This is a genomic window from Streptomyces sp. NBC_01142, from assembly GCF_026341125.1.
Lineage (GTDB): Bacteria > Actinomycetota > Actinomycetes > Streptomycetales > Streptomycetaceae > Streptomyces.
In genome coordinates, this window is the sequence record NZ_JAPEOR010000002.1 from 2,035,706 (window position 1) to 2,062,247 (window position 26,542).

Annotated in this window: 26 protein-coding genes, 1 tRNA gene and 1 pseudogene; 11 read left to right on the forward strand and 17 right to left on the reverse strand. The window is 69.5% G+C overall.

Going from position 1 to position 26,542, the window contains the following annotated elements; translation table 11 throughout:
* The first annotated feature begins 69 nt into the window (after positions 1-69).
* Positions 70-654: a nicotinamidase gene (locus OG883_RS26735; RefSeq protein ID WP_266545631.1), complete on the forward strand. Its 585-nt coding sequence runs from the start codon at positions 70-72 to the stop codon at positions 652-654.
* 72 nt (positions 655-726) lie between these two features.
* On the opposite strand, the gene OG883_RS26740 is transcribed toward OG883_RS26735, so the two are convergent.
* Together OG883_RS26740 and OG883_RS26745 are read right to left on the reverse strand one after the other, a co-directional pair.
* Positions 727-1,038 carry a hypothetical protein gene (locus tag OG883_RS26740; protein ID WP_266545633.1) on the reverse strand — a complete coding sequence of 104 codons (312 nt, stop codon included), beginning with the start codon at positions 1,036-1,038 and terminating at the stop codon, positions 727-729.
* A 122-nt stretch (positions 1,039-1,160) separates the two neighbouring features.
* Positions 1,161-3,578: an immune inhibitor A domain-containing protein gene (locus tag OG883_RS26745; protein ID WP_266545636.1), complete on the reverse strand. Its 2,418-nt coding sequence runs from the start codon at positions 3,576-3,578 to the stop codon at positions 1,161-1,163.
* A gap of 393 nt (positions 3,579-3,971) precedes the next feature.
* Here OG883_RS26745 and OG883_RS26750 point away from each other — a divergent pair, with 393 nt between their 5' ends.
* Positions 3,972-4,319 carry a hypothetical protein gene (locus OG883_RS26750; RefSeq protein WP_266545638.1) on the forward strand — a complete coding sequence of 116 codons (348 nt, stop codon included), beginning with the start codon at positions 3,972-3,974 and terminating at the stop codon, positions 4,317-4,319.
* On the opposite strand, the gene OG883_RS26755 is transcribed toward OG883_RS26750, so the two are convergent.
* Both OG883_RS26755 and OG883_RS26760 read right to left on the reverse strand, forming a co-directional pair.
* A complete protein-coding gene (locus OG883_RS26755) occupies positions 4,308-5,045 on the reverse strand; it encodes an RDD family protein (RefSeq protein WP_266545639.1) in 738 nt (245 codons plus the stop codon). The genes OG883_RS26750 and OG883_RS26755 overlap by 12 nt on opposite strands.
* A gap of 74 nt (positions 5,046-5,119) precedes the next feature.
* Positions 5,120-6,682, reverse strand: a complete 1,563-nt coding sequence (locus tag OG883_RS26760; protein WP_266545640.1) for an RDD family protein — start codon at positions 6,680-6,682, stop codon at positions 5,120-5,122.
* 228 nt (positions 6,683-6,910) lie between these two features.
* Here OG883_RS26760 and OG883_RS26765 point away from each other — a divergent pair, with 228 nt between their 5' ends.
* Positions 6,911-7,387: an SsgA family sporulation/cell division regulator gene (locus OG883_RS26765; protein ID WP_266545643.1), complete on the forward strand. Its 477-nt coding sequence runs from the start codon at positions 6,911-6,913 to the stop codon at positions 7,385-7,387.
* A gap of 17 nt (positions 7,388-7,404) precedes the next feature.
* On the opposite strand, the gene OG883_RS26770 is transcribed toward OG883_RS26765, so the two are convergent.
* Together OG883_RS26770 and OG883_RS26775 are read right to left on the reverse strand one after the other, a co-directional pair.
* On the reverse strand, positions 7,405-7,785 hold the full coding sequence (locus OG883_RS26770; RefSeq protein ID WP_266545644.1) for a VOC family protein: 381 nt from the start codon (positions 7,783-7,785) through the stop codon (positions 7,405-7,407).
* Between the two features lie 189 nt (positions 7,786-7,974).
* Positions 7,975-9,375, reverse strand: coding sequence for an FAD-binding oxidoreductase (locus OG883_RS26775; RefSeq protein ID WP_266545646.1), 1,401 nt, complete (start codon positions 9,373-9,375; stop codon positions 7,975-7,977).
* A gap of 108 nt (positions 9,376-9,483) precedes the next feature.
* Here OG883_RS26775 and OG883_RS26780 point away from each other — a divergent pair, with 108 nt between their 5' ends.
* The gene (locus tag OG883_RS26780) at positions 9,484-11,190 is read left to right on the forward strand and encodes a hypothetical protein (RefSeq protein WP_266545648.1); all 1,707 of its coding nucleotides are present in this window, start codon (positions 9,484-9,486) and stop codon (positions 11,188-11,190) included.
* 59 nt (positions 11,191-11,249) lie between these two features.
* Here the strand turns inward: OG883_RS26780 and nthA are convergent, their stop codons facing one another.
* From nthA to hppD, 4 genes are all read right to left on the reverse strand, one after another.
* Positions 11,250-11,837 carry a nitrile hydratase subunit alpha gene (gene nthA / locus OG883_RS26785; RefSeq protein ID WP_266545651.1) on the reverse strand — a complete coding sequence of 196 codons (588 nt, stop codon included), beginning with the start codon at positions 11,835-11,837 and terminating at the stop codon, positions 11,250-11,252.
* Complete coding sequence (locus OG883_RS46845) at positions 11,834-12,112, reverse strand: SH3-like domain-containing protein (protein ID WP_323180986.1); 279 nt, start codon at positions 12,110-12,112, stop codon at positions 11,834-11,836. The genes nthA and OG883_RS46845 overlap by 4 nt, the downstream gene beginning before the upstream one ends.
* The gene (locus OG883_RS46850; protein WP_323180987.1) at positions 12,105-12,386 is read right to left on the reverse strand and encodes a hypothetical protein; all 282 of its coding nucleotides are present in this window, start codon (positions 12,384-12,386) and stop codon (positions 12,105-12,107) included. The genes OG883_RS46845 and OG883_RS46850 overlap by 8 nt, the downstream gene beginning before the upstream one ends.
* A gap of 264 nt (positions 12,387-12,650) precedes the next feature.
* A complete protein-coding gene (hppD, locus tag OG883_RS26795; RefSeq protein WP_266545653.1) occupies positions 12,651-13,796 on the reverse strand; it encodes a 4-hydroxyphenylpyruvate dioxygenase in 1,146 nt (381 codons plus the stop codon).
* Positions 13,797-13,917: 121 nt separating this feature from the next.
* Between hppD and OG883_RS26800 the strand changes: the two genes are divergently transcribed.
* The 5 genes from OG883_RS26800 (at position 13,918) to OG883_RS26820 (ending at position 18,262) form a co-directional block, all read left to right on the forward strand.
* The gene (locus OG883_RS26800) at positions 13,918-14,394 is read left to right on the forward strand and encodes an Lrp/AsnC family transcriptional regulator (RefSeq protein ID WP_266545656.1); all 477 of its coding nucleotides are present in this window, start codon (positions 13,918-13,920) and stop codon (positions 14,392-14,394) included.
* 11 nt (positions 14,395-14,405) lie between these two features.
* Complete coding sequence (locus tag OG883_RS26805; RefSeq protein WP_266545659.1) at positions 14,406-15,053, forward strand: ABC transporter permease; 648 nt, start codon at positions 14,406-14,408, stop codon at positions 15,051-15,053.
* A 7-nt stretch (positions 15,054-15,060) separates the two neighbouring features.
* Positions 15,061-16,332, forward strand: a complete 1,272-nt coding sequence (locus OG883_RS26810; RefSeq protein WP_266549467.1) for a betaine/proline/choline family ABC transporter ATP-binding protein — start codon at positions 15,061-15,063, stop codon at positions 16,330-16,332.
* Positions 16,329-17,165 carry an ABC transporter permease gene (locus OG883_RS26815; protein ID WP_266545662.1) on the forward strand — a complete coding sequence of 279 codons (837 nt, stop codon included), beginning with the start codon at positions 16,329-16,331 and terminating at the stop codon, positions 17,163-17,165. The genes OG883_RS26810 and OG883_RS26815 overlap by 4 nt, the downstream gene beginning before the upstream one ends.
* Before the next feature lie 164 nt (positions 17,166-17,329).
* A complete protein-coding gene (locus OG883_RS26820) occupies positions 17,330-18,262 on the forward strand; it encodes a glycine betaine ABC transporter substrate-binding protein (RefSeq protein ID WP_266549470.1) in 933 nt (310 codons plus the stop codon).
* Between the two features lie 99 nt (positions 18,263-18,361).
* Here the strand turns inward: OG883_RS26820 and OG883_RS26825 are convergent, their stop codons facing one another.
* From OG883_RS26825 to OG883_RS26845, 5 genes are all read right to left on the reverse strand, one after another.
* On the reverse strand, positions 18,362-19,150 hold the full coding sequence (locus OG883_RS26825) for a S16 family serine protease (RefSeq protein ID WP_266545664.1): 789 nt from the start codon (positions 19,148-19,150) through the stop codon (positions 18,362-18,364).
* 154 nt (positions 19,151-19,304) lie between these two features.
* A complete protein-coding gene (locus tag OG883_RS26830) occupies positions 19,305-19,946 on the reverse strand; it encodes an IclR family transcriptional regulator (RefSeq protein ID WP_266545667.1) in 642 nt (213 codons plus the stop codon).
* 517 nt (positions 19,947-20,463) lie between these two features.
* Complete coding sequence (locus tag OG883_RS26835; protein ID WP_266545669.1) at positions 20,464-22,248, reverse strand: DEAD/DEAH box helicase; 1,785 nt, start codon at positions 22,246-22,248, stop codon at positions 20,464-20,466.
* Between the two features lie 120 nt (positions 22,249-22,368).
* Positions 22,369-22,659, reverse strand: a complete 291-nt coding sequence (locus tag OG883_RS26840) for a Fic family protein (protein WP_266545671.1) — start codon at positions 22,657-22,659, stop codon at positions 22,369-22,371.
* Between the two features lie 24 nt (positions 22,660-22,683).
* The gene (locus tag OG883_RS26845; RefSeq protein WP_266545673.1) at positions 22,684-24,150 is read right to left on the reverse strand and encodes an MFS transporter; all 1,467 of its coding nucleotides are present in this window, start codon (positions 24,148-24,150) and stop codon (positions 22,684-22,686) included.
* Between the two features lie 170 nt (positions 24,151-24,320).
* On the opposite strand from OG883_RS26845, the gene OG883_RS26850 reads away from it, so the two are divergent.
* Positions 24,321-24,395 (forward strand) — tRNA-Cys (locus OG883_RS26850).
* Positions 24,396-24,926: 531 nt separating this feature from the next.
* Positions 24,927-25,538 carry an NPCBM/NEW2 domain-containing protein gene (locus OG883_RS26855; protein ID WP_266545675.1) on the forward strand — a complete coding sequence of 204 codons (612 nt, stop codon included), beginning with the start codon at positions 24,927-24,929 and terminating at the stop codon, positions 25,536-25,538.
* A 110-nt stretch (positions 25,539-25,648) separates the two neighbouring features.
* On the opposite strand, the pseudogene OG883_RS26860 reads toward OG883_RS26855, so the two are convergent.
* Both OG883_RS26860 and OG883_RS26865 read right to left on the reverse strand, forming a co-directional pair.
* Positions 25,649-25,863: pseudogene (locus tag OG883_RS26860) on the reverse strand (phosphotransferase); the annotation flags it as partial.
* Positions 25,864-25,940: 77 nt separating this feature from the next.
* Positions 25,941-26,411: a VOC family protein gene (locus tag OG883_RS26865; RefSeq protein ID WP_266545678.1), complete on the reverse strand. Its 471-nt coding sequence runs from the start codon at positions 26,409-26,411 to the stop codon at positions 25,941-25,943.
* Positions 26,412-26,542: the final 131 nt, after the last annotated feature.

Sequence of the window (26,542 nt, forward strand, 5' to 3'; positions counted from 1 at the left end):
CGCCCCAGTCTCTACGCTCATACAATCGCTCGCCGCCCGCCGGTCTCTCCCCACCTAAGGACACCCGCCATGCACCGCGCCTTGATCGTCGTGGACGTTCAGAACGACTTCTGCGAAGGCGGCAGCCTCGCGGTGTCGGGGGGTGCCGATGTCGCTGCCGCCATCACGGACCTGATCGGACAGGCCCAGCCCGGCTACAGCCATGTGGTGGCCACCCGCGACCACCACGTCGAGCCGGGCGACCACTTCTCCGACAACCCGGACTACGTCCGCTCCTGGCCGCCCCACTGCGTCGCCGGTACGGAGGGAGTGGGCTTCCACCCGAACTTCGCGCCGGCGGTCGCGTCCGGCGCGGTCGACGCGGTCTTCGACAAGGGGGCGTACACGGGCGCGTACAGCAGCTTCGAGGGCTCGGACGAGAACGGCTCCACGCTGGCGCAGTGGCTGCGGGAGCGGAAGGTCACCGAGGTCGACGTGGTCGGCATCGCGACGGACCACTGCGTGCGGGCGACGGCGCTGGACGCGGCGCGGGAGGGCTTCACGACGCATGTCCTGCTGGACCTGACGGCGGGGGTGTCGGTGGAGACGACGGAGAGGGCACTGGAGGAGATGCGGCGCGCGGGTGTGGAGCTCACCGGCAAGCCGGTGGTGTGACCGGGGTCCTCACCCCGGCCCTTCCCGAACCGGGTGCCCGCACCGGACAGGACCCCGCGCCACGGGCCCGGGTCAGGGCTGGGGCTGGGGAGCCGGGCGGAGCAGTGCGCCTATCGGGTGCCAGAGTTCCTCCGGCTGCGTGCGCCACAGCAGGCCGTCCGGATGGTGCAGCACCGCCGTGATCTCGTCCGGCGTCGGCGGCTCCGCGTTGCCCCGCAGATACACCGCCCGCATGCCCAGATTCCGCAGCCGCGTCAGCGCCCTCGCCCGGTTCACGGCATGCACCAGGAACCGCGCCGTCGCGCCGTCGCCGACCGGGCTGGGCAGGCTGAGCGCGACCACCACACTGCCGTTCGGCAACTTGCTGAAACCTCCGCCGGGCATGCTGAACCACTCCCCCGTGAGATGGCATGTCAATAAGGACCTCGTAGACGCACCTAAACACGATCGGCCGCCGCCCGCTAGAGGGCGACGGCCGATCATGGTCTGACCTGCGATAACACGAATTACTTGACCGATGGACCAACCTTGACCGTGATCGTCTGGCCGCTCGCCGGCTCGTTCACGATCGAGATCTTGGTGTTGGTGTCAGTTACCTTCACACTCGCGGTCGGGTTCTCCGCGTCCCAGTACACGCCCTTGCGGTCGTCGAAGACCGGGTTGCCCGACTGCGGCTTGATCCGCAGTGCCGTGTCCGCGTTGTGCAGCGTGAAGCCGTCCGTCCGGTACCGGCTGAACGGCGAGTCGAACGACTGGATCTTGTTCCGCATCAGCTTGCCGTCCGCCCACTTCAGCGGCTTGGCGTGGGCATCGACCGGAAGGATCAGACCCTGGCCCGGGTGGGCGCTGGTGTTGTTGTCCTTCTGGGAGGTGTCCCACAGCCAGACCATCAGGCCGTTCTGGTACGGGTAGTGCTCGACCCAGCCGTCCTTGGGCGCCTTGAAGCCGAAGTTGTACGGACCGACCTTGAGGGTCTTGTCGTACGACACGTACTGACGGTTCTCGGCCAGGTAGTACTGCTCGTACTCCTTGGTGAAGGACTCGCCGATGCGGGAGAAGCCCTTCGACGTCCACCCCGCGTCGTCACCCTCGGCGTTGTCGCTGAAGAGCGGCTTGCCGTCCGCGACCACGCTCAGCGCGTCCGCCGCGAAGCCCTTGCCGCCCGCGCCGCCGTCCGTCTGGTAGCGGAAGCGGACGTCGACCTTCTTGCCTGCGTACGCGTCCAGCGGGTACGCCAGCTTCTTGTACGCACCCGACGCACCGGTCAGTGCCGGCTTGTCGCCCGCGTCACGGGTGACCGGCTTGCCGTCGGCCGTGCCGTCCACCGGCGTCCAGTTGGCGCCGCCGTCCGTCGACACCTCTGCGTAGAGGTAGTCGTAGTTGGCCTCGATGTCCCACCAGCCCGAGAGCTCCAGGGACGCCTTCGCCTTGCCGGTCAGGTCCACCGGGCGGGACAGGGTGTTCTTGAGGTCGTCACCCATGTCGCTCCACCACTGCTTGGAGCCCTCTGCGGGCTTCACGACAGTCGTGGTGACCGGCTTCTTCGGCAGCTCGACGACGAGCGCCTGCGGGTTCTTGGTGTTGTACTCCGCCACACCCAGCTTGTGGGTGGACTTCGTCGCCGCCTTGCCCTTGCTGTAGTTGAGCCAGCCCAGCTGCAGCTTGTCCCAGGCGGTCATGTCGCCCGGCAGGTCGCCGATGGAGTCCTTGCCGGTGCCGAGCCAGGAGCCGGCCGACATCAGGGACCAGTAGCCGGTCGAGTTCTCGCCCTTGCCCGAGGTGTCGTACAGGTCGGGCAGACCCAGGTCGTGACCGTACTCGTGGGCGAAGACACCGAGGCCGCCGTTCTCGGGCTGCATGGTGTAGTCGCCGACCCAGATGCCGGTGGAGCCGATCTGGGTACCGCCGGACTTGTTGTTCGCCGGGCCGGTGTTGCCGGCGTCCGTGCCGTACGCGTACCAGCGGTGCGCCCACAGCGCGTTGGTGCCCTGGGCACCGCCGCCGGCCGACTCGTCCTCGCCCGCGTGGACGATCTGGAAGTGGTCGATGTAGCCGTCGGGCTCGTTGAAGTTGCCGTCGTTGTCGAAGTCGTAGCGGTCCCACTGGTCGTACGCGGACAGGTCCGCCTTGATCTGCGCGTCCGTACGGCCCTTGGCCTTCTGGTCGGCGGCCCAGGCGGTCACGCCGTCCTTGACCGTGTCCCAGACGTTGGAGCAGTTGGTGTCGCCGCAGTAGTTGGAGCCGTAGCGGGCCTCGTTGTAGTCGACCTTGACCCAGTCGGAGACCTTGCCCTCGACCGAGTACCGGCCCGAGGAGGTCTTCTCGTAGTAGGTCTTCAGCGACTCCTTCGGCTTGCCCTTCTTGTCCTTGCCGGTGCCAAAGTAGAGGTCCTGGAAGTGCTTCTGGTTGTAGTCCGCCTGCCAGGCCGTGGAGTTGTCCGTCTTGCGGTCCGGCTTGGCGATCTTGTTGTGCAGCGGGCCGGGCGTACCGGCGTACTTCTTGACCGGCGCCTCGGGTCCTTCCGGACCGTCCGGGTCGAACATCGTGGTGTCGTCGACCTTGTCGCCGAACTCCACCAGGATCGTGAAGATCTTGTCCGTCTTCTCCCGGCCGAGCTCGACGTACTTCTTGTTGTCGAGTTTGACGACCTTGGACGCGCCGCGCTGCTGCACGGTCGCGTCGCCGGCTATGACCTGCTCCAGCGCCGCCTGGCGCTGCTGTTCCTGCTGCTTGCTGAACGGACCCTCGAGGTCGTGCTCGACATGGCCCTTGCCCGGAGCCGGATCATGGCGCTCGATACCGGCCGGATCCGACGTCCCCTGGTTGTCGGCCTGGGCGCTGGTGAACGCCGCGGCCGTCGCGGTGGTCGTGGCCAGAGCCACGAGCACCGCAGATGCTCTGATCGTCCGTCGCTTGGTGGTCACTTGATGCAGTCCTCCCCGGCGCTCCGTCGCAGCGGACCGGATGTGGGGTTCGTCCGCGCGCGGTGACGCGTCACAAGTGACGACATTCGACCGGAGTCGCGGGAGAAAAGACAGACCTTGACTTGAACAGACCAACTGCACTATGCAGGAGCTCAGTTCCGGTATCCGGACGTCACGGAGGGCCACCGAGGACGCGGTCAAACCGGACAACGGGCGCATTCGAGCGACCACTTGGTGGACACCATGAATCCGTGCGCCCCCGATGCTCCGGCACCGTGGGTTAGGTCACGCTTACCGGCGGTTCCTCTCGGGCATCCACCGTCGTAGAGTTATTTGACAGTGCGACCGAGTTGAGAGACACCCCCTGACCACGTCCCGAGGACGGATACCGTCATGCCGCGTCCGACTGCCGCACAGCTTGCCTACGGTTCGGCCACCGTGGTCTTCTCGACCCTCGCCCTGCTGCTGCTCACCCGCACCACCCACAGCGCAGGAGTCGCCGCCGTCGGAGTTGCCTCAATGGCGCTCGGCCTGCTGGTCGCGGTCGCTCTGCCCATGGGCCGGACCGCGTACGGCGCCCGGACAGCGAAAGCGGCGCACACGGTCCGTACGAACCGTGCCGCCGCCGAGAGCACTGTCGCCTCCGCCGCCTCCTCCGACGGCCTCACCACCCGGGTGCCCACAGTCCGCGCACACGCGGGCGCCGAGGTCAGGATCGGCGAGCACTCACTACGCCGCTGAGACCACCACCGTCTTGCCCGCCTTGTCGTGCAGCCCCTGCTTGTACGGCTTGTCGGTCAGGATCGTCACGATGATGACGAGCCACCAGATGCAGAAGCAGCACACCAGTGCGGGCACCCACAGCACCGCGGCACGCATCAGCGAGGAGCTGGTGTCCGGCACGCTGCCGTCGTTGAGCATCGCGACCCGCAGCTTCATCACACGCTTGCCGACCGTCTGACCGCTCCGCTTGACCATGATCGTGTCGTAGCCGACGTACGCGATCAGGGAGAGCAGCGACCAGAGCCACTGTCTGCCGGTGTTCATCTGGTCGGTGATGTCGTCCCAGCTGTCGTCGCCGTTGGTCGCGACGCCCCAGCCGCCGAAGAGCAGCGAGATCAGGAAGAGCGGCACGAAGACGATCAGCGCGTCCATGACTCGGGCGAGGAACCGCTTGCCGAAGTCCGCGAGCGGCGGCATCCCGGCGAGCGGGTCGGCGCCGCCGTACCCCCCGCCGAAGGCGTTCGGATCGTACGGAGGGGGCTGGCCGCCACTACCGCCGTACGGATCCGAGCTGCCACCGCCGCCGTAGGGAGAGCCGTACGGCGAGCCCGATGGTGGACCCTGCGGGGGTTCCTGGGGAGGCTCCTGAGGGCCGCCCGCCGACGCCGGCGGGGGCTGCTGCGGCTTCTTGCGGAACGGGTCGTTCTCTGGCGGCTCGCCGGGCGTCGGCTGGTCGTTGCTCATGGGGGCAGTGCATCCCGCCCCGAGGGGCCCCGCAACGGCTCGCACGCCGTTCGGGGGACCCCCGGTCGGCCCTGTCAGCCGGCCACGAAGGTGTGCGCCGCCTTGTCGTGCCAGCACTGCCGCCACGGGCGGTCGAACAGGCACCACAGCACGTTGAGCACTCCGACGGCCAGGATGCCCAGCACGCCGTAGACGAGCCAGCGGCGCAGCGCGGCCCCGAAGGACGGGGGCTCGCGGGACTCGATGCCCCAGACGGTCAGGCCGCAGAGCTTCTTGCCGAGGGTGCGGCCCCACTTGGCGGTCGGCAGGGCTTCGTACAGCACACCGAGGACCAGCAGAGCACCGAGGATGATGCCGAGGTGGCCGGCGGTGGTGCCGTCGACCAGCCAGACGGTGACCGTCTCGCCCGACTGCTTGGCCGCCTCGATCTTCTCGTCGATATGGGCACGCGCCTGGGACACGACCGGTACGGCGGCGGCGGCGACGAGCACGCCGAGCAGCACGGTGTCGATGAGCCGGGCGGCGAGCCGCTTGCCGAGGGATGCGGGCCTGGCCGCCGCCTGGGCCTGGGCGGCCTGCAGGAAGGGATCGTTGACCGGCGGCTTCCAGGGCACGACGGGCTGCTCGGCCTCGGCGCCGGACTGTGGGCTCTGGGCCAGCTGGCGCACCTGCTGCGGCCAGGAAGCCGCGCCGCCGCCGGGGCCGTTGGTGACGGGCTGCTGGGACGGGTCGGGCACATGGGGCTGCTGGGGTTGGGGCTGCTGAGGCTGGGCGGGCGCCTGGGGCTGCGGTTGGCGCTGAGCCGGGGCCTGCGGCTGGGGCTGGGGCTGCGCGGGCGCGGAGGGTGCCGCAGGTGCTGCGGCTGCCTTGGGGCCGCCCGGAGCCAGCGACCGGATCGTCATGGTGCCCTCGGCCTGCTCGGCGGGTGCGCCGCGACCGGCCCGCGGGACACGGATGGCGGCGGTGCCCTCGGTCGGAGGCTGCGGTTGCCCCTGCGGCTGGGGGTGACGACGGCCGGGGCTCTCACCCCCGGGGGCCGGTGCGGCGTCCGACGCGCCGGCAGCGGAAGACGCACTGCCGGGGCGGCGCAGCGCGCGGATCGCGACGGTGCCGTCCACGGGAGGCTCGCCCGCGCCGGCCGGTCCCAGCGAGCGGACGCCGGGCAGGGCGCCGCCCGTCGGGTCGGCAGGGTTGGCCGGGCGGCGCGGATCGGCCGGCGCACCGGACGTACCCGCTACACCCGATGCACCCGACGTATCCGTCCGGGCGGGCGTGCGCGGGTCCTGGCCGCCACCGCCCCAGGAGACCAGATGGTCCCGCTCGCCGCCGAACCCGGTCTGGCGCGAGGTGTCGGCCTGCCAGGCGGTGGCCGCCTCCGGGCGGGACGGCGCGTCGAACGGCTCCTCGTCGAGGAAGACGGGTCCTGTCTCCTCCAGCGGGGAAGGGGGTGGAACGGGGGCGGACGCCCCCGAGTGGGGCGCCGGGGGCATCGCCTCGCCCGACGTGGGCGCAGGCCGGCTCGTACCGGGCACCCACGCCGCACCGTTCCAGTACCGGACATATCCAGGAATGGACGGATCGGGGTAATAGCCGGGCGTGGGGCTGCCGTCACCGGTTGCCGGGGTTGGGGCGCTCATCACCGTGGTCCCGTATCTGCTCGAGGCCTCAATTCAAGGCACCACATCTATCAGACCCTCGCGCCCCCCTGGGCCGGTCCTGCGTTAACGACCACTATCCGGTCACTGTCACCGCACAGAAAGTAGCGAAAAGTTATCGGCGAAAGTCGCGTCATAGCCGGCGGGGAAGGCGCTCTCTCCCTGTGCGGCCCGCTCACAGGGCCTCGCACAAGAAAGGAGAGCACTCTCATGCACACCGTGGTGGAACGCGAGCTGGAGCTCAAGCTGGTGCTGTCGCCCGAACTCAGCATCCCTGTCCCCGCCAGGCTGACCTACCGCACAGACGATCCGTATGCCGTGCAGATCACCTTTCATGTCGGCTCGGACTACCCCGTCAAATGGACCTTCGCCCGCGAAGTTCTGGTCGAAGGAGTGTTCCGGCCCGGCGGGCACGGAGATGTCCGGATCTGGCCGACCAAGCTGGAGGGCCGGAGCGTGGTCATGATCGCGCTCAGCTCCCCGGAGGGCGACGCCCTGCTGGAGGCGTCGTCCGCGGTGGTGTCCGCGTGGCTGGAGCGGACACTACGGGTGGTCCCTCCGGGCTCCGAGTCCGAGCGGCTCGCCATCGACGACGGCCTCGCCGAGCTGCTCGCGCCCGCCCCGGCCGACGATCTGTGGCTGCGGGACCCCTGGCCGTCGGACGAGTCCGCGGACGGTGACAGCTGAGCGGTGGCCCGCTGATGTCAGTCGGTGACGTACGTATGCGTGATGAATTCGATGGAGTGCCCGTCGGGGTCGTCGATGTACACCCCGCGGCCTCCGAAGTGGTGGTTGATCTGCTGCGGCCTGGCATGCATCGGGTCGGCCCAGTACGGGAGTTCGCGATCGGTTATCCGGCCGAAGATCTCGTCGAACTCGTCCTCCGAAACCAGGAAGGCCAGGTGCTGCGAGGTGATGGCGGCGTCCGCGTCGAGGTAGTCGAGGGTGACGCCGCCCTCCAGCGGGAGGCTGGCGAAGGGGCCGAACGGCTTGGGCTCGGGCCCCCCGATCAGCTCGGCGAGAAAGCGGGCGCCGGCGAAGCGGTCACGGCTGTGGACGATGGTGTGATCAAGACGTGCGGGCACGGCTCCTCCTCTGAAGTGAGGCGGTTTCTGGTTGATCTGCACCTTTCACGCTAGGCGGGCTGCCGTGCCCGTACCATCGGGCTTTCGCCGTACGCCTGAGGACCCAGCGGTTTCGAGCCAGGTCCGGGGCCCGGGGTCCGGGGTTCAGGTCCGGGTCCGGGGTTCAGGTCCGGGGTCCGGGATGGAGACTCAGAAGATCTTGCCGGGGTTGAGCAGGCCGAGCGGGTCGAAGGTCTGCTTGATGCCTCGCTGCAACTCCACGCCCACCGGGCCGAGTTCGCGCGCCAGCCACTCCTTCTTCAGCACGCCGACGCCGTGTTCGCCGGTGATCGTGCCGCCGAGCTCCAGGCCGAGCGCCATGATCTCGTCGAAGGATTCGCGGGCGCGCCGGGATTCGTCGGGGTCGGTGTGGTCGAAGCAGACGACGGGATGGGTGTTGCCGTCGCCGGCATGCGCGCAGACGCCGATGGTCAGGTCGTACTTCTCCGCGACGGCGGCCGTACCGTCGATCATCGCGGCAAGCTTCGAGCGCGGCACACAGACGTCGTCGATCATCGTGGCCGACTTGACGGTCTCCAGCGCGGTGAGCGACATCCTCCGCGCCTGGAGGAGGAGTTCGGACTCGGCGACCGTGTCCGCCGGGACGACCTGCGTGGCGCCGGCCGCGCTGCACAACTCGCCGACGGCGGCCAGGTCGGCGGCCGGGTCCGGGGTGTCGAAGGCGGCCAGCAGCAGCGCCTCGGTGGTGTCCGGCAGCCCCATGTTCGCCATGGCGTTCACGGCCCGGACGGTCGTACGGTCCATGATCTCGAGGAGCGACGGGGTGTGGCCGCGCTCCATGATCGCGCAGACGGCCTCGCAGGCGGCGGCCGCGGAATCGAACTCGGCGGCGAGGACGAGCTGCGCGGGCGGCTGCGGCCTGAGCGCGAGCACGGCCTTGACGACGATGCCGAGGCTGCCCTCCGAGCCGACGAAGAGCCGGGTCAGGTCGTAGCCCGCGACGCCCTTGGCGGTGCGGCGGCCGGTGCTGAGGAGACGTCCGTCGGCGAGGACGACGTCCAGGCCCAGCACGTACTCCGCCGTCACGCCGTACTTCACACAGCACAGGCCGCCCGACGCGGTGCCAATGTTCCCGCCGATGGTGCACATCTCCCAGCTGGAGGGGTCCGGCGGGTAGTAGAGGCCGTGCTCGCCCACGGCGCGGGACAGCACCGCGTTGATGACACCCGGCTCGACCACGGCGATCCGGTCGACCGGGCTGATCTCCAGGATCCGGTCCATCTTGGTCAGCGACAGCACGATGCAGCCGTCGGAGGCGTTGGCGGCGCCGGACAGGCCGGTGCGGGCACCCTGCGGGACGACGGGGACGCGCAGCGCCGTCGCTGTGCGCATGACGTGCTGCACCTGTTCGACGGTGCGCGGCAGGACGACCACGGCGGGGGTGCCCGCCTCGCAGAAGCTCGCCATGTCGTTCGCGTAGGAAGCCGTGACGTCCGGGTCGGTGATCAAGGCTTCGGCCGGCAGTCCGGCGCTCAGCCGCTCAAGGAGGCGTCGGGGGTCCGGGGGCTGTTCCCCGGGAAGATGCAGCATGATCCCAGCGTCGCACCGGGGGCCATCGGTGTGAACCCGTCCGGCTTCCGCGTCGCAGGGCCGAGCCCTTTCTTCGTATTGACTGCGCGCTGACGCACAGTGAGCGCCATGAAGAGCGAAACCCTGAAGAACGCTGCGGTCAGCTCACTGGTCGGCGCGACGCTGGTCACCGGCGTGATCTTCCTTGCGCCCGGATGGGGGGATCAGGCCCCGCCGCCCGCGCCGGGACCGGCCGCGCGGGCGGTCGCGGCGGCGGGCTCGGGGGCGCCGGCTTCCCTGGCCGAGCTGGCCGCGCTCATCGGGGACCGGGAGAGGTGGTTGCGGGCGCACCCTCGTGACGAGGAGTCATGGGCGGTGCTCGGATCGGCGTACGTGGAACGGGGCAGCCGGCTCGCGGACACGACGTACTACCCCAAGGCGGAGGACGCGCTGCGGCGGTCGCTGAACGTGCTCCCCGCCGAGGACGGCAACGTCGACGCGCTGGTGGGTCTTGCGGCGCTGGCCAACGCCCGGCACGACTTCACCAGGGCCCGCACCTTCGGTGAGAGCGCGATGAAGCAGAAGCCGAAGCGGTGGACGGTGTATCCGGTACTGATCGACGCGTACAGCGGACTCGGCGACCACAAGGCCGTGAGCAGGGCGATGGACAGGCTCCTGAAGCTGAACTCGCTCCCGCCGGTCCTGGGGCGGGCGGCGGAGGTCTACCGGGACAAGGGCTGGCGCGAGGACGCGGCGGCGATGGCGTACGACGCGATGTCGCACGCCGACGCACCCACGGAGAAGGCGTCCGCGCTGCACCGGCTGGGTGAACTGGCCTGGGAGCGGGGTGAGCCGGCCGAGGCCGTGGGCCAGTACGACGCGGCGTTGCGGGCGGCGAGCGATCACCATCCCTCGCTGGTGGGGCGGGCGCGGGCACTGGCGGCGCTGGGGCGTAATGACGAGGCCTTCCACGACTACCAGGCGGCGCTCGGACAGGTGCCACTGCCCGAGTACTACCTGGAGGCGGGCGAGTTGTACGAGTCGCTGGGGCTGGACGGGGACGCCCTCACCCAGTACGAGCTGCTGCGCGAGCATGTGGTGCGGGCGGAGTCGCACGGGGTGAACGAGGAGCTCGTGCTGGCTCGCTTCGAGGCGGACCACGGGGATGCGGCGGTGGCGGTACGGCGGCTGCAGCGCGAATGGCGCCGGGGCCACCGCAGCATGTACGTCGCGGACGCGATGGGGTGGGCGCTGTACCGGGCGGGGAGGGCGCAGGCGGCGCTGCCGTTCGCGAAGAAGGCGATGGACCAGGGGCTGCGGAGCGCGCTGTTCGCGTACCACCGGGGCGAGATCGAGCGTGCGCTGGGGATGCACGGTCCGGCGCGCAGGCACCTCACCGAGGCGCTGCGGACGAATCCGCGCTTCTCACCGCTGCTGGCCGTGGTGGCACGGGAGTCGCTGAACACGCTCGGGGAGCCACCGGCGGGCGGCCCTCAGGGGCTGAACGGGGACGTGCCGGCGGAGGCCGATGCGCCGGAGAGCGGCGTGGGGGCGGGTACGGGCACGGGTACGGGCACGGGTACGGGTACGGGTTCGGGCACGGGCTCAGGTACAGGTACGGGCTCAGGTACGGGCACGGGTACAGGTACGGGTACGGGCTCAGGTACGGGCACGGGTACGGGCTCAGGTACAGGTACGGGCTCAGGTTCCGGCTCCGGTTCCGGCTCCGGTTCCGGTTCCGTGAGTGTGCCGCAGCGTACGGCTGCGCAGCCGGCAGTGCCGCAGCCTGCACCGCCGCCCATGCCGACGCCGACGGTATGGAAGCCGGCCGGATGAGAGGCGGGAGCGTGGGGGCACGCTGCACTCCCGCACTCCCGGTGAGCCGCCCGCGCCCGTCAGACCGCCGCCGTGCCGATCAGCGCATTGCGCGTCACCAGTGCAGCCAGGTCCGGCTCCGGCAGGGCTTCCGTGCCCACAGGGCGTCGCGGCAGCACCATGTAGCGGGTCTCCGAGGTGGAGTCCCAGACCGTGATCCCGGTGTCCGCCGGCAGGCTTAGGCCGAACTCCTCGAGCACCGCGCGGGGGTCGCGCACCACCCGGGAGCGGTAGGCCTCACTCTTGTACCAGCTCGGGGACGGGCCGAGGAGACGGATCGGGTAGCAGGAGCAGAGCGTGCAGACGATCACGTTGTGCGTGTGCTCGGTGTTCTCCACGACGCGCAGCCGCTGCGGCTGGACTCCCCCGGCCGACAGTCCGAGTTCCGCGACGGCGGCGGTTCCGTCCGCCAGCAGCCGGGCGCGGAAGTCCGGATCGGTCCAGGCCCTGGCGACCACCCGGGCCCCGTTCGCGGGGGACGCGCCTGTCAGGAAGGCGTCGATGGCCTCGTCCAGCGCGGCGCCCGCGACGAGGCCGCGCTCCTCCAGGAGGGTCTCCAGGCGGCGTACCCGGCGGGAGATCAGGGCGTCGGCGTGGGATCCGGTCACGGCTGGTCGTCCTCCAAGTAGCTTTCGAACAGGTCCAGTACGACATGGTGGTCACCGTCGCCCCACAGGTCCCGGGCCGCGAACCGCACGGCGTAGACCTGCTCGACGGGGGCGTCCTCGCGTCCCTGGGAGCGGATGTCCGCGAGGGGCGCCGGCCCCTCGGGTTCGACGACCGTGCCGCGCTTGCCGCGGGCGTACCGCGGAAGCCGGGTGTGGTGCGGCGGGTCGTGGTGCACGGTCCTGACCGCCGCGCCGGGCGCGAAGCGGTCAGGCATCGAGCTCGCCCGCCTCGATGACGCCCTTGCGCTCCAGGAGGGTGACGATCGCGTGGAACCAGCGCTCGTAGTAGGACGCCGCCAAGTACTCCGAGGGCGGCATGGATTCGATCGCGTCGCGGAACTCGTCGAGGTTGAAGACCTTCTCGGCGATGAGTGCGCGGTTGAGGGCGAACACCCTGGCTTCCCAGTCGGCGTGGAAGGGCTCGGTGTCGTCCGTGGTGTCGATCGGGCCGAAGCCCTCCATGCCGCCCACATCGTTCATCCTGGCCATGGCGGCACACTAGTGCGCCGCGGCACGTCCGGCACGTCCGGCGCGTCCGGCGCGGACGTCAGCGCAGGGTGCCGCAGGACGTCAGCGCAGGGTGGCGCGGACGTGAGCGCAGGGAGGCGCGGACGACGAGGTTGTCCTCCGGGTGGCCTGCCCTGTTCGTCGAAGGCTCCCGAGCAGGTTCGCCGCCGACCGTCGGCAGTCCTGCGGCCCCACGGGTCAGGATCCGTGGGGCCGCAGGAAACCGGGCACTCTCCAGGCGCGGTGCTACAGGTTGCCGCGCTTCTCCTGCTCGCGCTCGATCGCCTCGAACAGAGCCTTGAAGTTGCCCTTGCCGAAGCCCATCGAACCGTGCCGCTCGATCATTTCGAAGAAGACGGTGGGCCGGTCCTGAACCGGCTTGGTGAAGATCTGCAGCAGATAGCCGTCCTCGTCACGGTCGACGAGGATCTTCAGCTCGCGCAGCGTCTCGACGGGCACGCGGGTCTCGCCCGCCCACTCGCCGAGCGTGTCGTAGTACGAGTCGGGCGTGTCCAGGAACGAAATTCCCGCCGCCCGCATGCTCCGCACGGTCGCGACGATGTCGTTCGTGGCGAGCGCGATGTGCTGGACACCTGCCCCGCCGTAGAACTCCAGGTACTCGTCGATCTGCGACTTCTTCTTCGCTATCGCCGGCTCGTTGATCGGGAACTTGACCTTCAGCGTGCCGTCGGCGACGACCTTCGACATGAGGGCGGAGTACTCGGTGGCGATGTCGTCGCCCACGAACTCCTTCATGTTGGTGAAGCCCATGACCTTGTTGTAGAAGGCCACCCACTCGTTCATCCTGCCGAGTTCGACATTGCCGACGCAGTGGTCGATGGCCTGGAAGGTGCGCTTGGCCGGGGGCTCGACGATCGGGTCCGCGGCGACGTAGCCGGGCAGGTAGGGGCCGTCGTAGCCGGACCGGTCGACGAGGGTGTGGCGGGTCTTGCCGTACGTGGCGATGGCGGCGAGGACGACGATCCCGTGGTCGTCCTTGATCTCGTACGGCTCGGTGATGCCGCGGGCCCCGTGCTCGGTGGCGTACTTGTACGCGGCCCGCGCGTCCGGCACCTCGATGGCCAGGTCGACGACGCCGTCGCCGTGCTCGGCGACATGGTCGGCGAGGAAACGGCCCCAGTCGGTGGCAGGCTTGATCACGGAGGTGAGGACGAAGCGGGCGGCGCCGTTGGTGAGGACGTAACTCGCCGTCTCGCGACTGCCGTTCTCCGGTCCGGAGTAGGCCACCAGCTTCATGCCGAAGGCGGTGGAGTAGAAGTGCGCGGCCTGCTTGGCGTTGCCGACAGCGAAGACGACCGCGTCCATTCCCTTCACCGGGAAGGGGTCTGCCTTACGCGCGGTGGACGGGGTGTGATCAATGGTCTCAGTCATAACTGCAGACTCTCCCCGATCCACAAGGTGCGCAATAGTTCGCCTTTTCACTGGGCAAACTGCACAGCAATTGGGGACTATGGCGGGGCTATCTGTACATGATGACCATCCGGGAGACGCAATGGCGATCGATCATCTGGACGGCCGGCTCATCGTGCTGCTGGCACGGGAGCCGCGTATTGGGGTTCTTGAGGCGTCCCGCCGCCTCGGCGTGGCCCGTGGGACCGCGCAGGCCCGCCTGGACCGCCTTCAGTCCAATGGAGTCATCCGGGGATTCGGCCCGGACGTCGATCCGGCGGCACTCGGCTATCCCGTCACCGCCTTCGCCACCCTGGAGATCAAGCAAGGACAAGGAGCGGATGTACGGACCCATTTGAGCGGCGTCCCCGAGGTACTCGAGCTGCACACCACCACCGGTCACGGCGACATGCTCTGCCGCCTCGTCGCCCGTTCCAACGCCGATCTCCAGCGGGTGATCGACCGCGTTGTCGGTTTTGATGGCATCGTGCGGGCCTCCACCGCAATCGTCATGGAGAACCCGGTGCCCTTGCGGATCATCCCGCTGGTGGAGCAGGCTGCGGAGGACGAAAACGTCTGAGGTGACTCGCTGTGAGCTTCTTGGAGTATCTCTCCACCCGGCACCAGCAACTCCTCACCGACGCCTACCAGCACGCCAGCGCCGTCTTCCAGTGCATGGTGGTCGCCACCCTGCTGGGCATCCTCATCGGCGTGGTGAGCTACCGCAGCACCTGGGGCGGAAGCCTGGCCATCACCTCCACCGCCACCTTCCTCACCGTGCCCTCCCTCGCCTTGATCGGTCTGCTGATCCCGCTGGTGGGCCTGGGTGTGGCGCCCAGCGTGATCGCGCTGACCCTGTACGGGCTGCTGCCCATCGTCCGTAACTCCATCGTCGGGCTGCGCGGCGTGGACCCCTCGCTCGTGGATGCCGCCACGGGCATCGGGATGTCGCGTGCCGCCCGGCTGTTCAAGGTCGAGCTGCCGCTCGCCTGGCCGCCGATCCTGACCGGGATCCGGGTCTCCACCCAGATGCTGATGGGCATCGCCGCCATCGCCGCGTACGCCTCCGGTCCCGGCCTGGGCAACGAGATCTTCCGTGGCATCGCCTCGCTGGGCAGCGCCAATGCGATCAACCAGGTCCTGGCGGGCACCATCGGCATCGTCATTCTCGCCCTGCTCTTCGACGCCGCGTACGTCCTGATCGGACGGCTGACCATCTCCAGGGGGATCCGTGACTGAGAGCGACATCGCGGCCGGGCCAGGGTCCGAGGTTGAGGGCGGGGCGGGGGCCGGGAGGGCTGCCGCCTCCGGCGCCCGGATCCAGTTGGAGAATCTCACCAAGCGCTATCCGGGCAGTCCGAACCCCGCGGTGGACAATGTCTCGCTGGAGATCAGGCCCGGCGAGACGGTGATCTTCGTGGGTCCGTCCGGCTGCGGGAAGTCGACCACACTGAAGATGATCAACCGCCTGATCGAGCCGTCGTCCGGACGGATCAGAATCGACGACGAGGACGTCACCGACATCGACCCGGTGAAGCTGCGGCGGAAGATCGGGTACGCGATCCAGTCGTCCGGTCTCTTCCCGCACATGACGGTCGCGGAGAACATTGCCCTCGTACCGAAGATGGTCGGCTGGTCGAAGTCGAGGGTGAAGGACCGGGTCGAGGAGATGCTCGATCTGGTCGGCATGGACCCGCGGGAGTTCCACGGCCGCTATCCGCGACAGCTCTCGGGCGGACAGCAGCAGCGGGTGGGCGTCGCGCGGGCGCTCGCCGCCGACCCTCCCGTACTGCTGATGGACGAGCCGTTCGGAGCCGTCGACCCGATCACCCGGGACCATCTCCAGGACGAACTGATCCGGCTCCAGCACGAGTTGCACAAGACGATCGTCTTCGTCACGCACGACTTCGACGAGGCGATCAAACTCGGGGACCGGATCGCCGTGCTGCGGGAGCATTCGCACATCGCGCAGTTCGACACTCCGGAGGCGATCCTCACCAATCCCACGGACGACTTCGTGTCGGGCTTCGTGGGCGCGGGGGCGGCACTCAAGCGCCTCAATCTCACCCGCGTACGAGACGTCGAGATCGCCGACTTCCAGACGGTGACGGTGGACGACCCGCTCCAGTCCATCTTCGACAAGCTGCGCGAGGGGCGGCACAACGAGCTGCTGATGCTGGACCGCAGGAACCGCCCGTACAAATGGCTGCGACGCGGCGATCTGATGCTCGCCAAGGGATCACTGGCCCGGGCCGGGCAGCTGGTGCACGACACGGTGACCCGGGACGCGACCCTGCACGACGCGCTGGAGGCGGTGCTCACCGACTCCAGCGGTCGGGTCGCGGTGACCGGGCGGCGCGGCGAGTACATCGGCGTCGTCGACATGGAGACGCTGATGAACTCCGTGCACGAGATGCTCGAGGCCGACCGGCTCGCCGCCATCGAGCACCAGCACGACCTGGAGGAGTTGCGCCACCACCGGACCGAGGTGGAGCTGGAGGGCGGTGCGGACGGATGAGTACGGCCCCCGAGCGTCCGCCGGGCGAGCACGATGTCCTGGGCCATGCCTTCCGGGACGAGGAGGAGGAGCCCGCTCCGCCGCCCGCCGCGCCGAAGCCGCGGATCACCTGGCAGAAACTGGTGGTGCTGCCGTCCGTTCTCGCAGTCGTCCTGCTGGTGACCTTCCTGTGGATCTCCAGCATCCCTCTCGACTCGATCGCCGAGAACTCCCTGTCCGGCGGCAACGTCCAGCTGCGGCTCTGGCAGCACATCCAGCTCACCGTGATCTCCACCTTCTGGGTGCTGATCATCGCGATCCCGCTGGGCATCGTGCTGACCCGGCGAGGCATGCGCAGGGCCGCGCCGCCGGTCACCGCCGTCGCCAACATCGGCCAGGCGACCCCGGCGATCGGTCTGCTGGCGCTGCTGGTGATCTGGCTGGGCATCGGCCCGTCGACCGCGATCGTCGGCATGGTGATCTACGCGGTGCTGCCGGTGCTCTCCAACACGGTGGCCGGTCTGAAGGCGATCGACCCGCAGCTGGTGGAGGCCTCGCGCGGCATCGGCATGTCGCCGCTGGGGACGCTGAGGAAGGTCGAACTGCCACTGGCCGTACCGCTGATCCTGGCGGGTGTGCGTACGGCCCTGGTCCTCAACGTCGGCACCGCCACGCTGGCCACCTTCGGCGGCGGCGGGGGCCTGGGCGACCTGATCACCTCGGGCATCCAGACACAGCGGATGCCCGTCCTGGTGGTCGGCTCGGTGCTCACCGTGGCGCTGGCGCTATTGGTGGACTGGCTTGCCTCGCTGGCAGAGCTGCTGCTGACGCCGCGCGGACTGGAGGCGGGGTGATGCGTGATGTACGAAGGCGCAAGGCGCGAACGCGTGACGTGCGAACGCGTGACGTGCGAACGCGTGACGTGCGAACGCGTGACGTGCGAACGCGTGACGTGCGGACACGTACCGTGCGAACGGTCCTGAGCGGGGCGGTCGTGCTGACTCTGACGCTGACCGGCATGGCCGGCATGAGCGGCTGCGGGCTCAAGAGCGGTTCGCCGATGGTGGACAACGTGGTGCCCGGCTCGGTCGGCAAGGGCGAGCCGCTCAAGGGCGCCTCGCTGACGGTCACCTCGAAGAACTTCAGCGAGAACATCATCCTGGGCCACATGATCGGCCTGATCTTCACGGCGGCGGGGGCGGAGGTGCTGGACCGGACGAATCTGCCCGGCTCGATCAGTGCGCGCGAGGCGATCGTGGGCGGCGACGCCGATGCGATGTACGAGTACACCGGCACCGCCTGGATCACCTATCTGGGCCACGAGAAGCCGATCGTCAATCCGCAGAAGCAGTGGCAGGCGGTGCGCGACACGGATCTGCAGAACGGCGTCACCTGGCTGCCGCAGTCCACCCTCAACAACACCTACACGCTGGCGATCAGCAAGAAGAACAACGCGAAGTACAAGCTCAGAACCATGTCGGACGTCGCGAAGCTGGCGAACGAAGACCCGTCGGCCGTGACGATCTGTGTGGAGAACGAGTTCGCGTCGCGCGACGACGGGCTGCCCGGTATGCAGAAGGCGTACGGGATGAAGATCCCGGCCGGGAACATCAAGAAGATGGACGCCGGGATCATCTACACCCAGGTGTCGAAGTCCGACTCCTGCCTGCTGGGCGAGGCGTTCACCACCGACGGCCGGATCAAGGCGATGGATCTGGACACGCTCGCGGACGACAGGCACTTCTTCCCGAACTACAACGCGGCACCGGAGATCCACAGCGCCACGATCGACAAATGGCCGGCCATCGCAAAGCTGCTGAACCCGCTGAGCGCGAGGCTGACGACGCGGATCGCACAGGAGCTCAACGCGAGGGTGGATGTGAAGGGCGAGGACCCGCACGAGGTGGCGAAGGACTGGCTGATCCGGGAGGGATTCATCAGGGAAGGCTGAGGACCGCGAAGGGTGTCCTCCGGTGCCGGCCGGGGGAGGGCCGCGCCGGCGGACGGCACCGTGAGCAGACGCGGTCAGTCGGCGTGGCGATCGGGGTGGTCAGCAGCTCGGAACCTTCCCGCCCTTCTCCAGCGCATGGAGCGACTCCACCGCACCCTTCAGCGTCGTGACGGGGATCAGCTGCATCCCCACGGGAAGTTCGGCCTGCGCGTCGGAGCACTCCCCCTCGGGGACCAGGAAGACGGTCGAGCCGTCGCGTTTGGCGGCCTGGGTCTTCAGGGAGACCCCGCCGACCTCGCCGATCCGGCCGTCGGCGGTGATCGTTCCCGTACCGGCGATATTGCGGCCACCGGTGAGGTCGCCGCCTGCCCCGTTGCCTTCGAGCTTGTCGATGATGCCGAGCGAGAAGAGCAGCCCGGCGCTGGGGCCGCCGACATCGGCGAGATTGAGGGTGACCTTCACCTTCGCCGGGTCCTCGCCGAGGTAGGAGAGGGCGGCGCGGGTGGCGACGTCCTGCGACTTCTCCATGTCCTCGAGGTTGCGCTTGGAGACTTCCTCGTCGGACTTGCCCGGCGGATAGAGGGAGTCGCGCGGCAGGACCGCGCTGTCCGTCCTGAACCACGCGTCGGCCACATCGCCGAAGTCGATGTCGACGGACGGTCCGGTCGCCACGATGGTCGTCATCCGCAGCTCGCCCTTGGTGGGACGTGTGGGCGCACCGGTGATGGTGATGACCTGCCTGTCCTTGTCCTCGCCGAGCACGTTCGCGGTCGACCCGGGCTGCGCCACGGAGTACGGCAGCGGCGCGAGCCCGGCGACGACGAGCAGAGCGACGACGGGGAGGGCGCAGAGTGCGAGGGCACGGGGGCGCGTGAGACTGGAGAGCACGGTGTCAATCTATCTGGGCGCTGTTGCCGCGCCGGCCCCGACCGGGCGCCCGGACCGGGACCCCGGCGGGTTTGCCGCGCCGGTGGAAGGACCGGTGGAAGGGCCGGTGGAAGGGCCGGTGCTGTGGAGGAGCCGGTGCGGCTCAGCGCACGCTTCAGCTCAGTGCGTCCGCCACCTCGCGGGCCGCGTCCACCACCCGCTGGCCCACCCTCTCCGGCACAGCGTCCGCGAGCATCACCACGCCCACGCTCCCCTCTATCCCCGTCACACCGACGAGCGCCGCGGCCGCGCCGCTCGCGCCCGCCTCCAGTTCGCCGTGGGTGAGTGTGTAGGCCGTCTCGTCGAGCTTGCCCTGACGGGCCGCCAGGATCGCCCTGCCGGCCGCGCCCCGGTCCAGCGGGTGGCGGAATCCGGCCCGGTACGCGACGTGATAGTCCGTCCAGGTCGGCTCGACGACGGCGACCGCGAGGGCCTCCGCGCCGTCGACCAGCGTGAGGTGGGCCGTCGCGCCTATGTCCTCGGCGAGCGAGCGCAGTGCCGGCATCGCCGCCTCCCGCACCAGCGGGTGCACCTGCCGGCCGAGGCGGAGCACGCCGAGGCCCACGCGGGCGCGGCCGCCCAGGTCGCGGCGGACGAGAGCGTGCTGCTCAAGAGTGGCGAGCAGTCGGTAGACGACCGTGCGGTTGACGCCGAGTTTGTTGGACAACTCGGTGACGGTCAGCCCGTGGTCGGTGTCGGCGAGCAGCTTGAGGACACGTAGTCCCCGGTCGAGCGTCTGGGAAGTCTCCGCGGTCACGACGCCCTCTCCTTCGGAGTGAGTGACGGCGGTCCTCACAAGGCACCCGCGGCACCGGTCCCATCGGCGACGCACCCAGAGGCCGCCGGCAGGCGATGGCACACCGGCTGCGCTCCGCGGCGGCGCTGCCACGGGGCGTATGCAATGCGGGGGACAGTAGCGACAGGCTCCGCTCAGCGGAAGACCTCGTCCAGAATCCGGGCGCGGCGGCGGCGCCGACGGCCGCTTGCTCCCCGTTCGGGACGTGCGTCCGGACAGCGGGACAACCGGGTCCGGACTGCGGTGCGAGCCGGGCCACCCCGCCGGGTACGAGCAGGGCCGCCCCGCCCGGTAATGAGCAGATATGTCCCCCCGGTACAGAGGGGATGCACGCACCCGCCCGGTACGAGCGGGGCCCGGGCGCACACGCACCCGGGCCCCGCTCACCGCACCGCTGCTCACCCCATGCACTGCTCAGCACATCTGCGGAGCAGCACATCTGCGGCTCACCACACCCGCTGGTCACCACACCCGCTGGTCACCGCATCCGGGTGGCCCACTCCTGAACCTTCTTGATCCGCTCCCGGATCTGCCCGGCCGTGGCCTCCGCGCTCGGCGGCCCGCCGCACACCCGCCGCAGCTCCGTGTGGATGACCCCGTGCGGCTTGCCGCTCTGGTGGACGTACGCGCCGACCATCGTGTTCAGCTGCTTGCGCAGCTCCAGCAGTTCCTTGTGGGACACCACGGGACGCCGCTCGGCCGGCAGCTCCAGCAGGTCGGCCTCGTCGTCCGGCTTCTTGCGGCTGTGCGCGATCTGCCGCGCCTGCCGCTTCTGGAGCAGCAACTGCACCTGGTCGGGTTCGAGCAGCCCCGGAATGCCGAGGTAGTCCTGCTCCTCCTCGCTTCCCGGGTGCGCCTGCATGCCGAACTCGGCACCGTCGTACAGCACCCGGTCGAAGACCGCGTCGGACTCGAGGGCCTCGAAGGGGAGCATGTCCTGCTCACCGGTGTCCTCGTCCTGCTCGCGCTCGGCCTCCGCCATCTCCTTCTCGGATTCGGCGTACGGGTCCTCGTCCCCGTCCTTCTTCGGCTTGTCGAGGACGTGGTCGCGCTCGACCTCCATCTCGCTCGCGAAGCCGAGGAGGTTCGGGATGGTCGGCAGGAAGACGGACGCGGTCTCGCCACGGCGACGGGACCGTACGAAACGGCCGACGGCCTGCGCGAAGAACAACGGCGTCGAGATCGTCGTGGCGTACACGCCGACGGCGAGGCGCGGCACGTCGACGCCCTCCGACACCATGCGGACCGCAACCATCCAGCGGTCCTCGTTCTCGCTGAACTCCTCGATCCGCTGGGAGGACGCCGCCTCGTCGGAGAGCACGATCGTCGCCTTGGTGCCGGTGATCTCGCGGATCAGCTTGGCGTAGGCGCGCGCCGAGTCCTGGTCGGCGGCGATCACGAGCCCGCCCGCGTCCGGGATGCCCTTCCTGACCTCCGTCAGCCGCTTGTCGGCGGCGCGCAGCACATTGGGCATCCAGTCGCCGCGCGGGTCGAGCGCCGTGCGCCAGGCCTGGGAGATGGCGTCCTTGGTCATCGGCTCGCCGAGGCGCGCCGCGATCTCGTCGCCGGCCTTGGTGCGCCAGCGCATATTGCCGCTGTAGGAGAGGAAGATGACGGGCCGTACGACCCCGTCGCCGAGGGCGTTGCCGTATCCGTACGTATAGTCCGCGGCGGACCGCCGGATGCCGTCGTTGCCCTCTTCGTACGCGACGAAGGGGATCGGGTTGGTGTCGGAGCGGAACGGCGTACCGGTCAGCGCGAGCCGGCGGGTCGCCGGGTCGAAGGCCTCCAGGCAGGCCTCGCCCCAGGACTTGGAGTCACCGGCGTGGTGGATCTCGTCGAGGATGACGAGGGTCTTGCGCTGCTCGCAGCGGTTGCGGTGCAGCATGGGCCGTACGCCGACGCCGGCGTACGTCACCGCCACGCCGTGGTACTCCTTGCTCAGCGGCCCGGCGCTGTACTCCGGGTCGAGCTTGATCCCTATCCGCGCCGCCGCGGCCGCCCACTGCTTCTTCAGGTGCTCGGTGGGCGCGACGACGGTCACCTGCTGCACGACATGGTGGTGCAGCAGCCAGGAGGCGAGGGTGAGCGCGAAGGTGGTCTTGCCGGCGCCGGGGGTGGCGACGGCGAGGAAGTCGCGTGGCTGTTCCTGGAGATATCGCTCCATGGCGCCCTGCTGCCAGGCACGCAGCTTGTTGGCGGTACCCCAGGGGGCACGCCCGGGGAAGGCGGGTGAGAGGTGGTGGGAGGCGGTAGTAGTCACGGTCTCCGGTTCAAAGCTCTCGGCAGCACGGGTTCAGATACGACAACCGGGCCACCCTACCGGTGAGCGGCGGGCGGGCCCGGCCAAACGAGGCCGGGTCCGCCCAGGGTGCGACTCAGCTCACATCGCTTCGTGCAAGGCGCGCAGACGCCCAGCGATCCGGCCCGGGTCATCGAGGCTGCACGTGGCCACCTCGATGACCACTTTGTACGACTCATCTTTGTACGACTCATCTCTGTACCTGTACGACTCGTCCTGATCGGCGCCGACCATTTCGGTGCTGTTGAAGTCGAGGAACACGACCGTGGACGTCCACGCCATCCGCTTGTTTCCGTCCACCGGGGGACGGTTCACGGTCAGCGATGGGAGCAGAGCGGCGGCCTTCTCGAAGAGATCGGTGTGAGCCTCCATGCCGAACCAGCCGAACCAGCCGAACTAGGTGTCCCGCGCCCGCAGCCTCGTCCCTACCCACGCCCCCACCAGCGCCACCGCCGCCATCGGCAGGAACACCGCCGCGAACGCCCCCGGGTGCGAGCCCGACGCGCCCGCCACCTCGTGGGCCGCGCCCACCCCGCCGCCGCCCAGCGCGGCGAACGCCGCGCCGCCCGCCGCGAGCAGCAGGACGTTCGACAGCCCGTCCGAGATCTGCAGCGCGGCCGAGTTCGTGCCCGCCTCCCCCGGCGCCGAGAGCTTCAGCAGCAGCACGCTCGTCGAGGCGATCACCATGCCCATACCGAAGCAGCCCACGCCCCACGCGACCCCGACAATCCACACCGGGACCGCCGCGATCAGCACACTCGGCGCGGTGGCGATGGCGGCCGCAACCATCGTCATGCCCAGCGCCATCATCCGCTCCCGGTGCGGCTCCAGGCGCGGCCGGGACTGTACGTACGACCCCAGCGCCCACGTCGCCCCGCCGACCGCCAGCGACAGACCGGCCTGTGTCGGGGACAGCCCGCGCTGGGTGACCAGCATCAGCGGTACAAAGGATTCCGCTGCGATGAAGGACCCGGCCGCGATTCCTCGCAGCAGTACGACGGACGGCAGCCCGCGGGCCGCGCGACAGGTCCCCCGCGGCAGCAGCCCGAGCGCGGCGGGCACCAGCAGCGCCGCGCCCGCCGCCGCCGGGAGCAGCGAGAACCACCTCAGATCCTGGCCCGCGTACTGCAGCAGTCCCGCCCCCAGCGAGATGCCCAGCGCCAGCCGGATCCGCCGCCCGTCGAAGGGCTGCGGCGGCACGGAGGGATCGGCGGGCCCGGAGGCCATCCGCCGTATGGCGGGCAGCGCGAGTGCCAGCGGGAAGACGACCAGCACCGGGATGCCGATGAACACCCAGCGCCAGCCGAGGTGTTCGGTGACGGTCCCGGAGGCGAGCGGGCCCACGACCGAGGGGACCACCCAGCTCGCGGCGAACGCGGCCATGATCGCCGGCCGCAGCCGTTCCGAGTAGGCGCGGCTGACGACCACGTACAGCGCGACGATCACCAGCCCGCCGCCGAGGCCCTGGACCGCCCGGCCGAGGATGAACAGCCACATCGTGCCCGCGGTCCCGGACAGCAGCAGCCCGGCACCGAAGGCCGATATCCCGGCGGCGAGCGGCCGCAGCGGCCCGCTCCGGTCGGCCCACTGCCCGGAGAGCACCATCGCGAAGAGGCTGGTGGTGAAGTACGCCGAGAAGGCGAAGGCGTACAGCGGGATACCGCGCAACTCCCGCGCCGCCACCGGCATCGCGGTGCCGACGGCGGTCGCCTCGAAGGCGATCAGCACGACGACGGAGACCATGCCGATACTGAGCGCGCGATGCGTCCTGGCGAGGACTCCGCCCCCGTCGGCGTCCGAGGCTCCGGGTACGTCGTCGGACGGCGGCGTGAGCCCGGCGTCACGCGGTTCGAGGGCGGTCATGGGCCCCAGAGTAAGGGGCATACATCCAATTGGAACCTGTCGCCGGTCGGGTGCCGACTGGTCCCTTGGTCGTACGACCATGAACGGCGTATGGCAGTCGCGTTGCAGCCCGCGCCGCGCCCTTGAGGCCCGCTTCCGCCCCGCCTACGGTCGAGGAACTGGAGTCACACGGCCGTGTGCCCGAGTGGTTGAGGGACTCGCCTGCAAAGCGAGTTACGTCGGTTCGATTCCGATCACGGCCTCCAAGCCCGCAGAGGGCTGAACTGCCCAAAGACAAGGGGCGGTCCCGAACGGGACCGCCCCTTGTGATCTTTCGTCTCAGTCGGCGTCCCGGTTGCCCGTACGACGGCTCCGGCGAACCCTTCGTCCACCGCCGTCCGGCCCGTCTCCCTCCGGCTTCGCGACGGCGCGCGTCCATGGAGCTGGACGACCACCCACGCGGCGCATGACGGCTCGCTGGAGATCCGAGGCCCTCTGCTCACCCTCTTCCCCGTCTGGTGGCGCGGGACGAGATCGCGTTGAATACATCAATACGCCTGTGCACAGGGCGAGTTCACGGTACTTGTGGCGGTGCAGGCGAGATCCAGGAGGAGCAGTCCATGGCTGGAGCCACACCACCGGGATCGGGGAGCCCTCGACCGCCCGGGGAGCCGCCGGTGCCCGCTCCGCGCCCCGATCCTGGTCCCGGGGGGCCACCCGTGCCGGCTCCGGGCCCCGGTCCCGGCGGGCCGGGTGGCGGGCCCGGATCTCCTGCGCCGGTAAGGCGCTTGGGCGAAGTGGCCGCCCTGGTGTCGGCGATCACTGCCGTGTTCGGCCTCATCCTCGGGTTCTTCGGGCTTCCCACCTTCGTGAACTCACCGACAGCCAGGACCGTGACGAAAACGGTCGAGGCAACCGTCACCGTCACGGCCACGCCGGACCCGGCGGCCGCGACGCCAGGTCCGGGATCCACCAGCAGCGCCGTGCCGCCACCCTCCGCGTCCGCAGCCGGCCCCTTCTCCCTTGTGCGTGACCTGATCCCCTTTGAAAGCGCCCCTTATACCGACTACGTCACAGGGTCGCAGAAGGTCGACGGCCGAAGTCATCCCACGACGCTGAACGCCCTGTGCGGCAAGAGCACCTGGCAGCTGGACCGCGACTACAAGACGCTGACCACTCGTTTCGGGGTCAGTGACGACGCCCCTTCCGGTCGGACGTTCACCTTCTACATCGACGTGGACGGCACCCGTAAGAAAGAGATGACCAAAGGTCCCGGCGACGGTGTGGACACCATGAACGTCGACCTGGACGGCGCCTTCCGCGTCAGCCTGGGAATCGACGGCTGCTCCTACTCCGAGCCGGGCGGGCGCGGGGTGTGGATCGATCCCGCTATCACCAAGGCACGGTAGCCACGACCGGCCGGACCGTGGCACCGGGTGGCCAGGGCGCGGAGGTCACGTTCGTCAGCCTTGAACCCTCGCCCCTCGCCCCTCGCCCCTCGAACCCTCGCCCGCGCCGACCCCGCGAGAATCGCGTCCACCGTCTCGTCCGGGGCCTGGGCGGACGAGTCCTGCCAGAGTCCTGTCCGCGGCCTCTCCTCCCGCAGCACCCGATCCAGCGCCCCGACGGTCCACCGCGCACCATCATCCGCCGGAAGGCATCGCCCCGGACATGTGCGGCCCGGGGCAGCCGCTCGGCGAGGGCCTGGGCGGCGGTGGACTACCCGGAGGCCATGACGCCGGTGACGCTGGTGAGGCCGATGACGCGTACAACTGCGGAGTTCAGCTCTTGGTTCACTCACCGCTCTTCGTTCACTGCGCGTAGGCGTCCTTCAGACCCTGGATGTCGATCTTCTTCATCCCGAGCATGGCCTTCATGACCCGCTGGGACTTGACCGGGTCGGGGTCACTCAGCAGCTCGGGCAGCTGCCTGGGGACGATCTGCCAGGACAACCCGAACTTGTCCTTGAGCCAGCCGCACGGCCCTTCCTCCCCGCCGTCGCTGAGCTTCGCCCAGAGCGTGTCCACCTCTTCCTGCGACGCACAGTCCACAGAGAGCGAGATGGCTTCGGTGAACGTGAACTGCGGGCCGCCGTTGAGCGCGATGAACTGCTGCCCCGCGAGCTCGAAGCTGACGGTCATGGCCGTTCCCGGCTTCCCCGGCCCGGCCTCTCCGTACCGCTGGACGTCGACGACGCGGGAGTCGTCGAAGATCGACGTGTAGTGCTGCGCGGCCTCTTCCGCCTGGTCGTCGAACCACAGGAAGGTCTTGATCTTCTGCATGACGCGTTCTCCTTGCCGGCCGGGAGTGAGTGCCTCAGTCGGGTAGACCCGGCGGGCGGACAAAACTCATCGCCCGCCGGCCGGAACGACCGCCTCGGGTTCCGGCCGGCCGGAACCCGGGCCATGCGCGG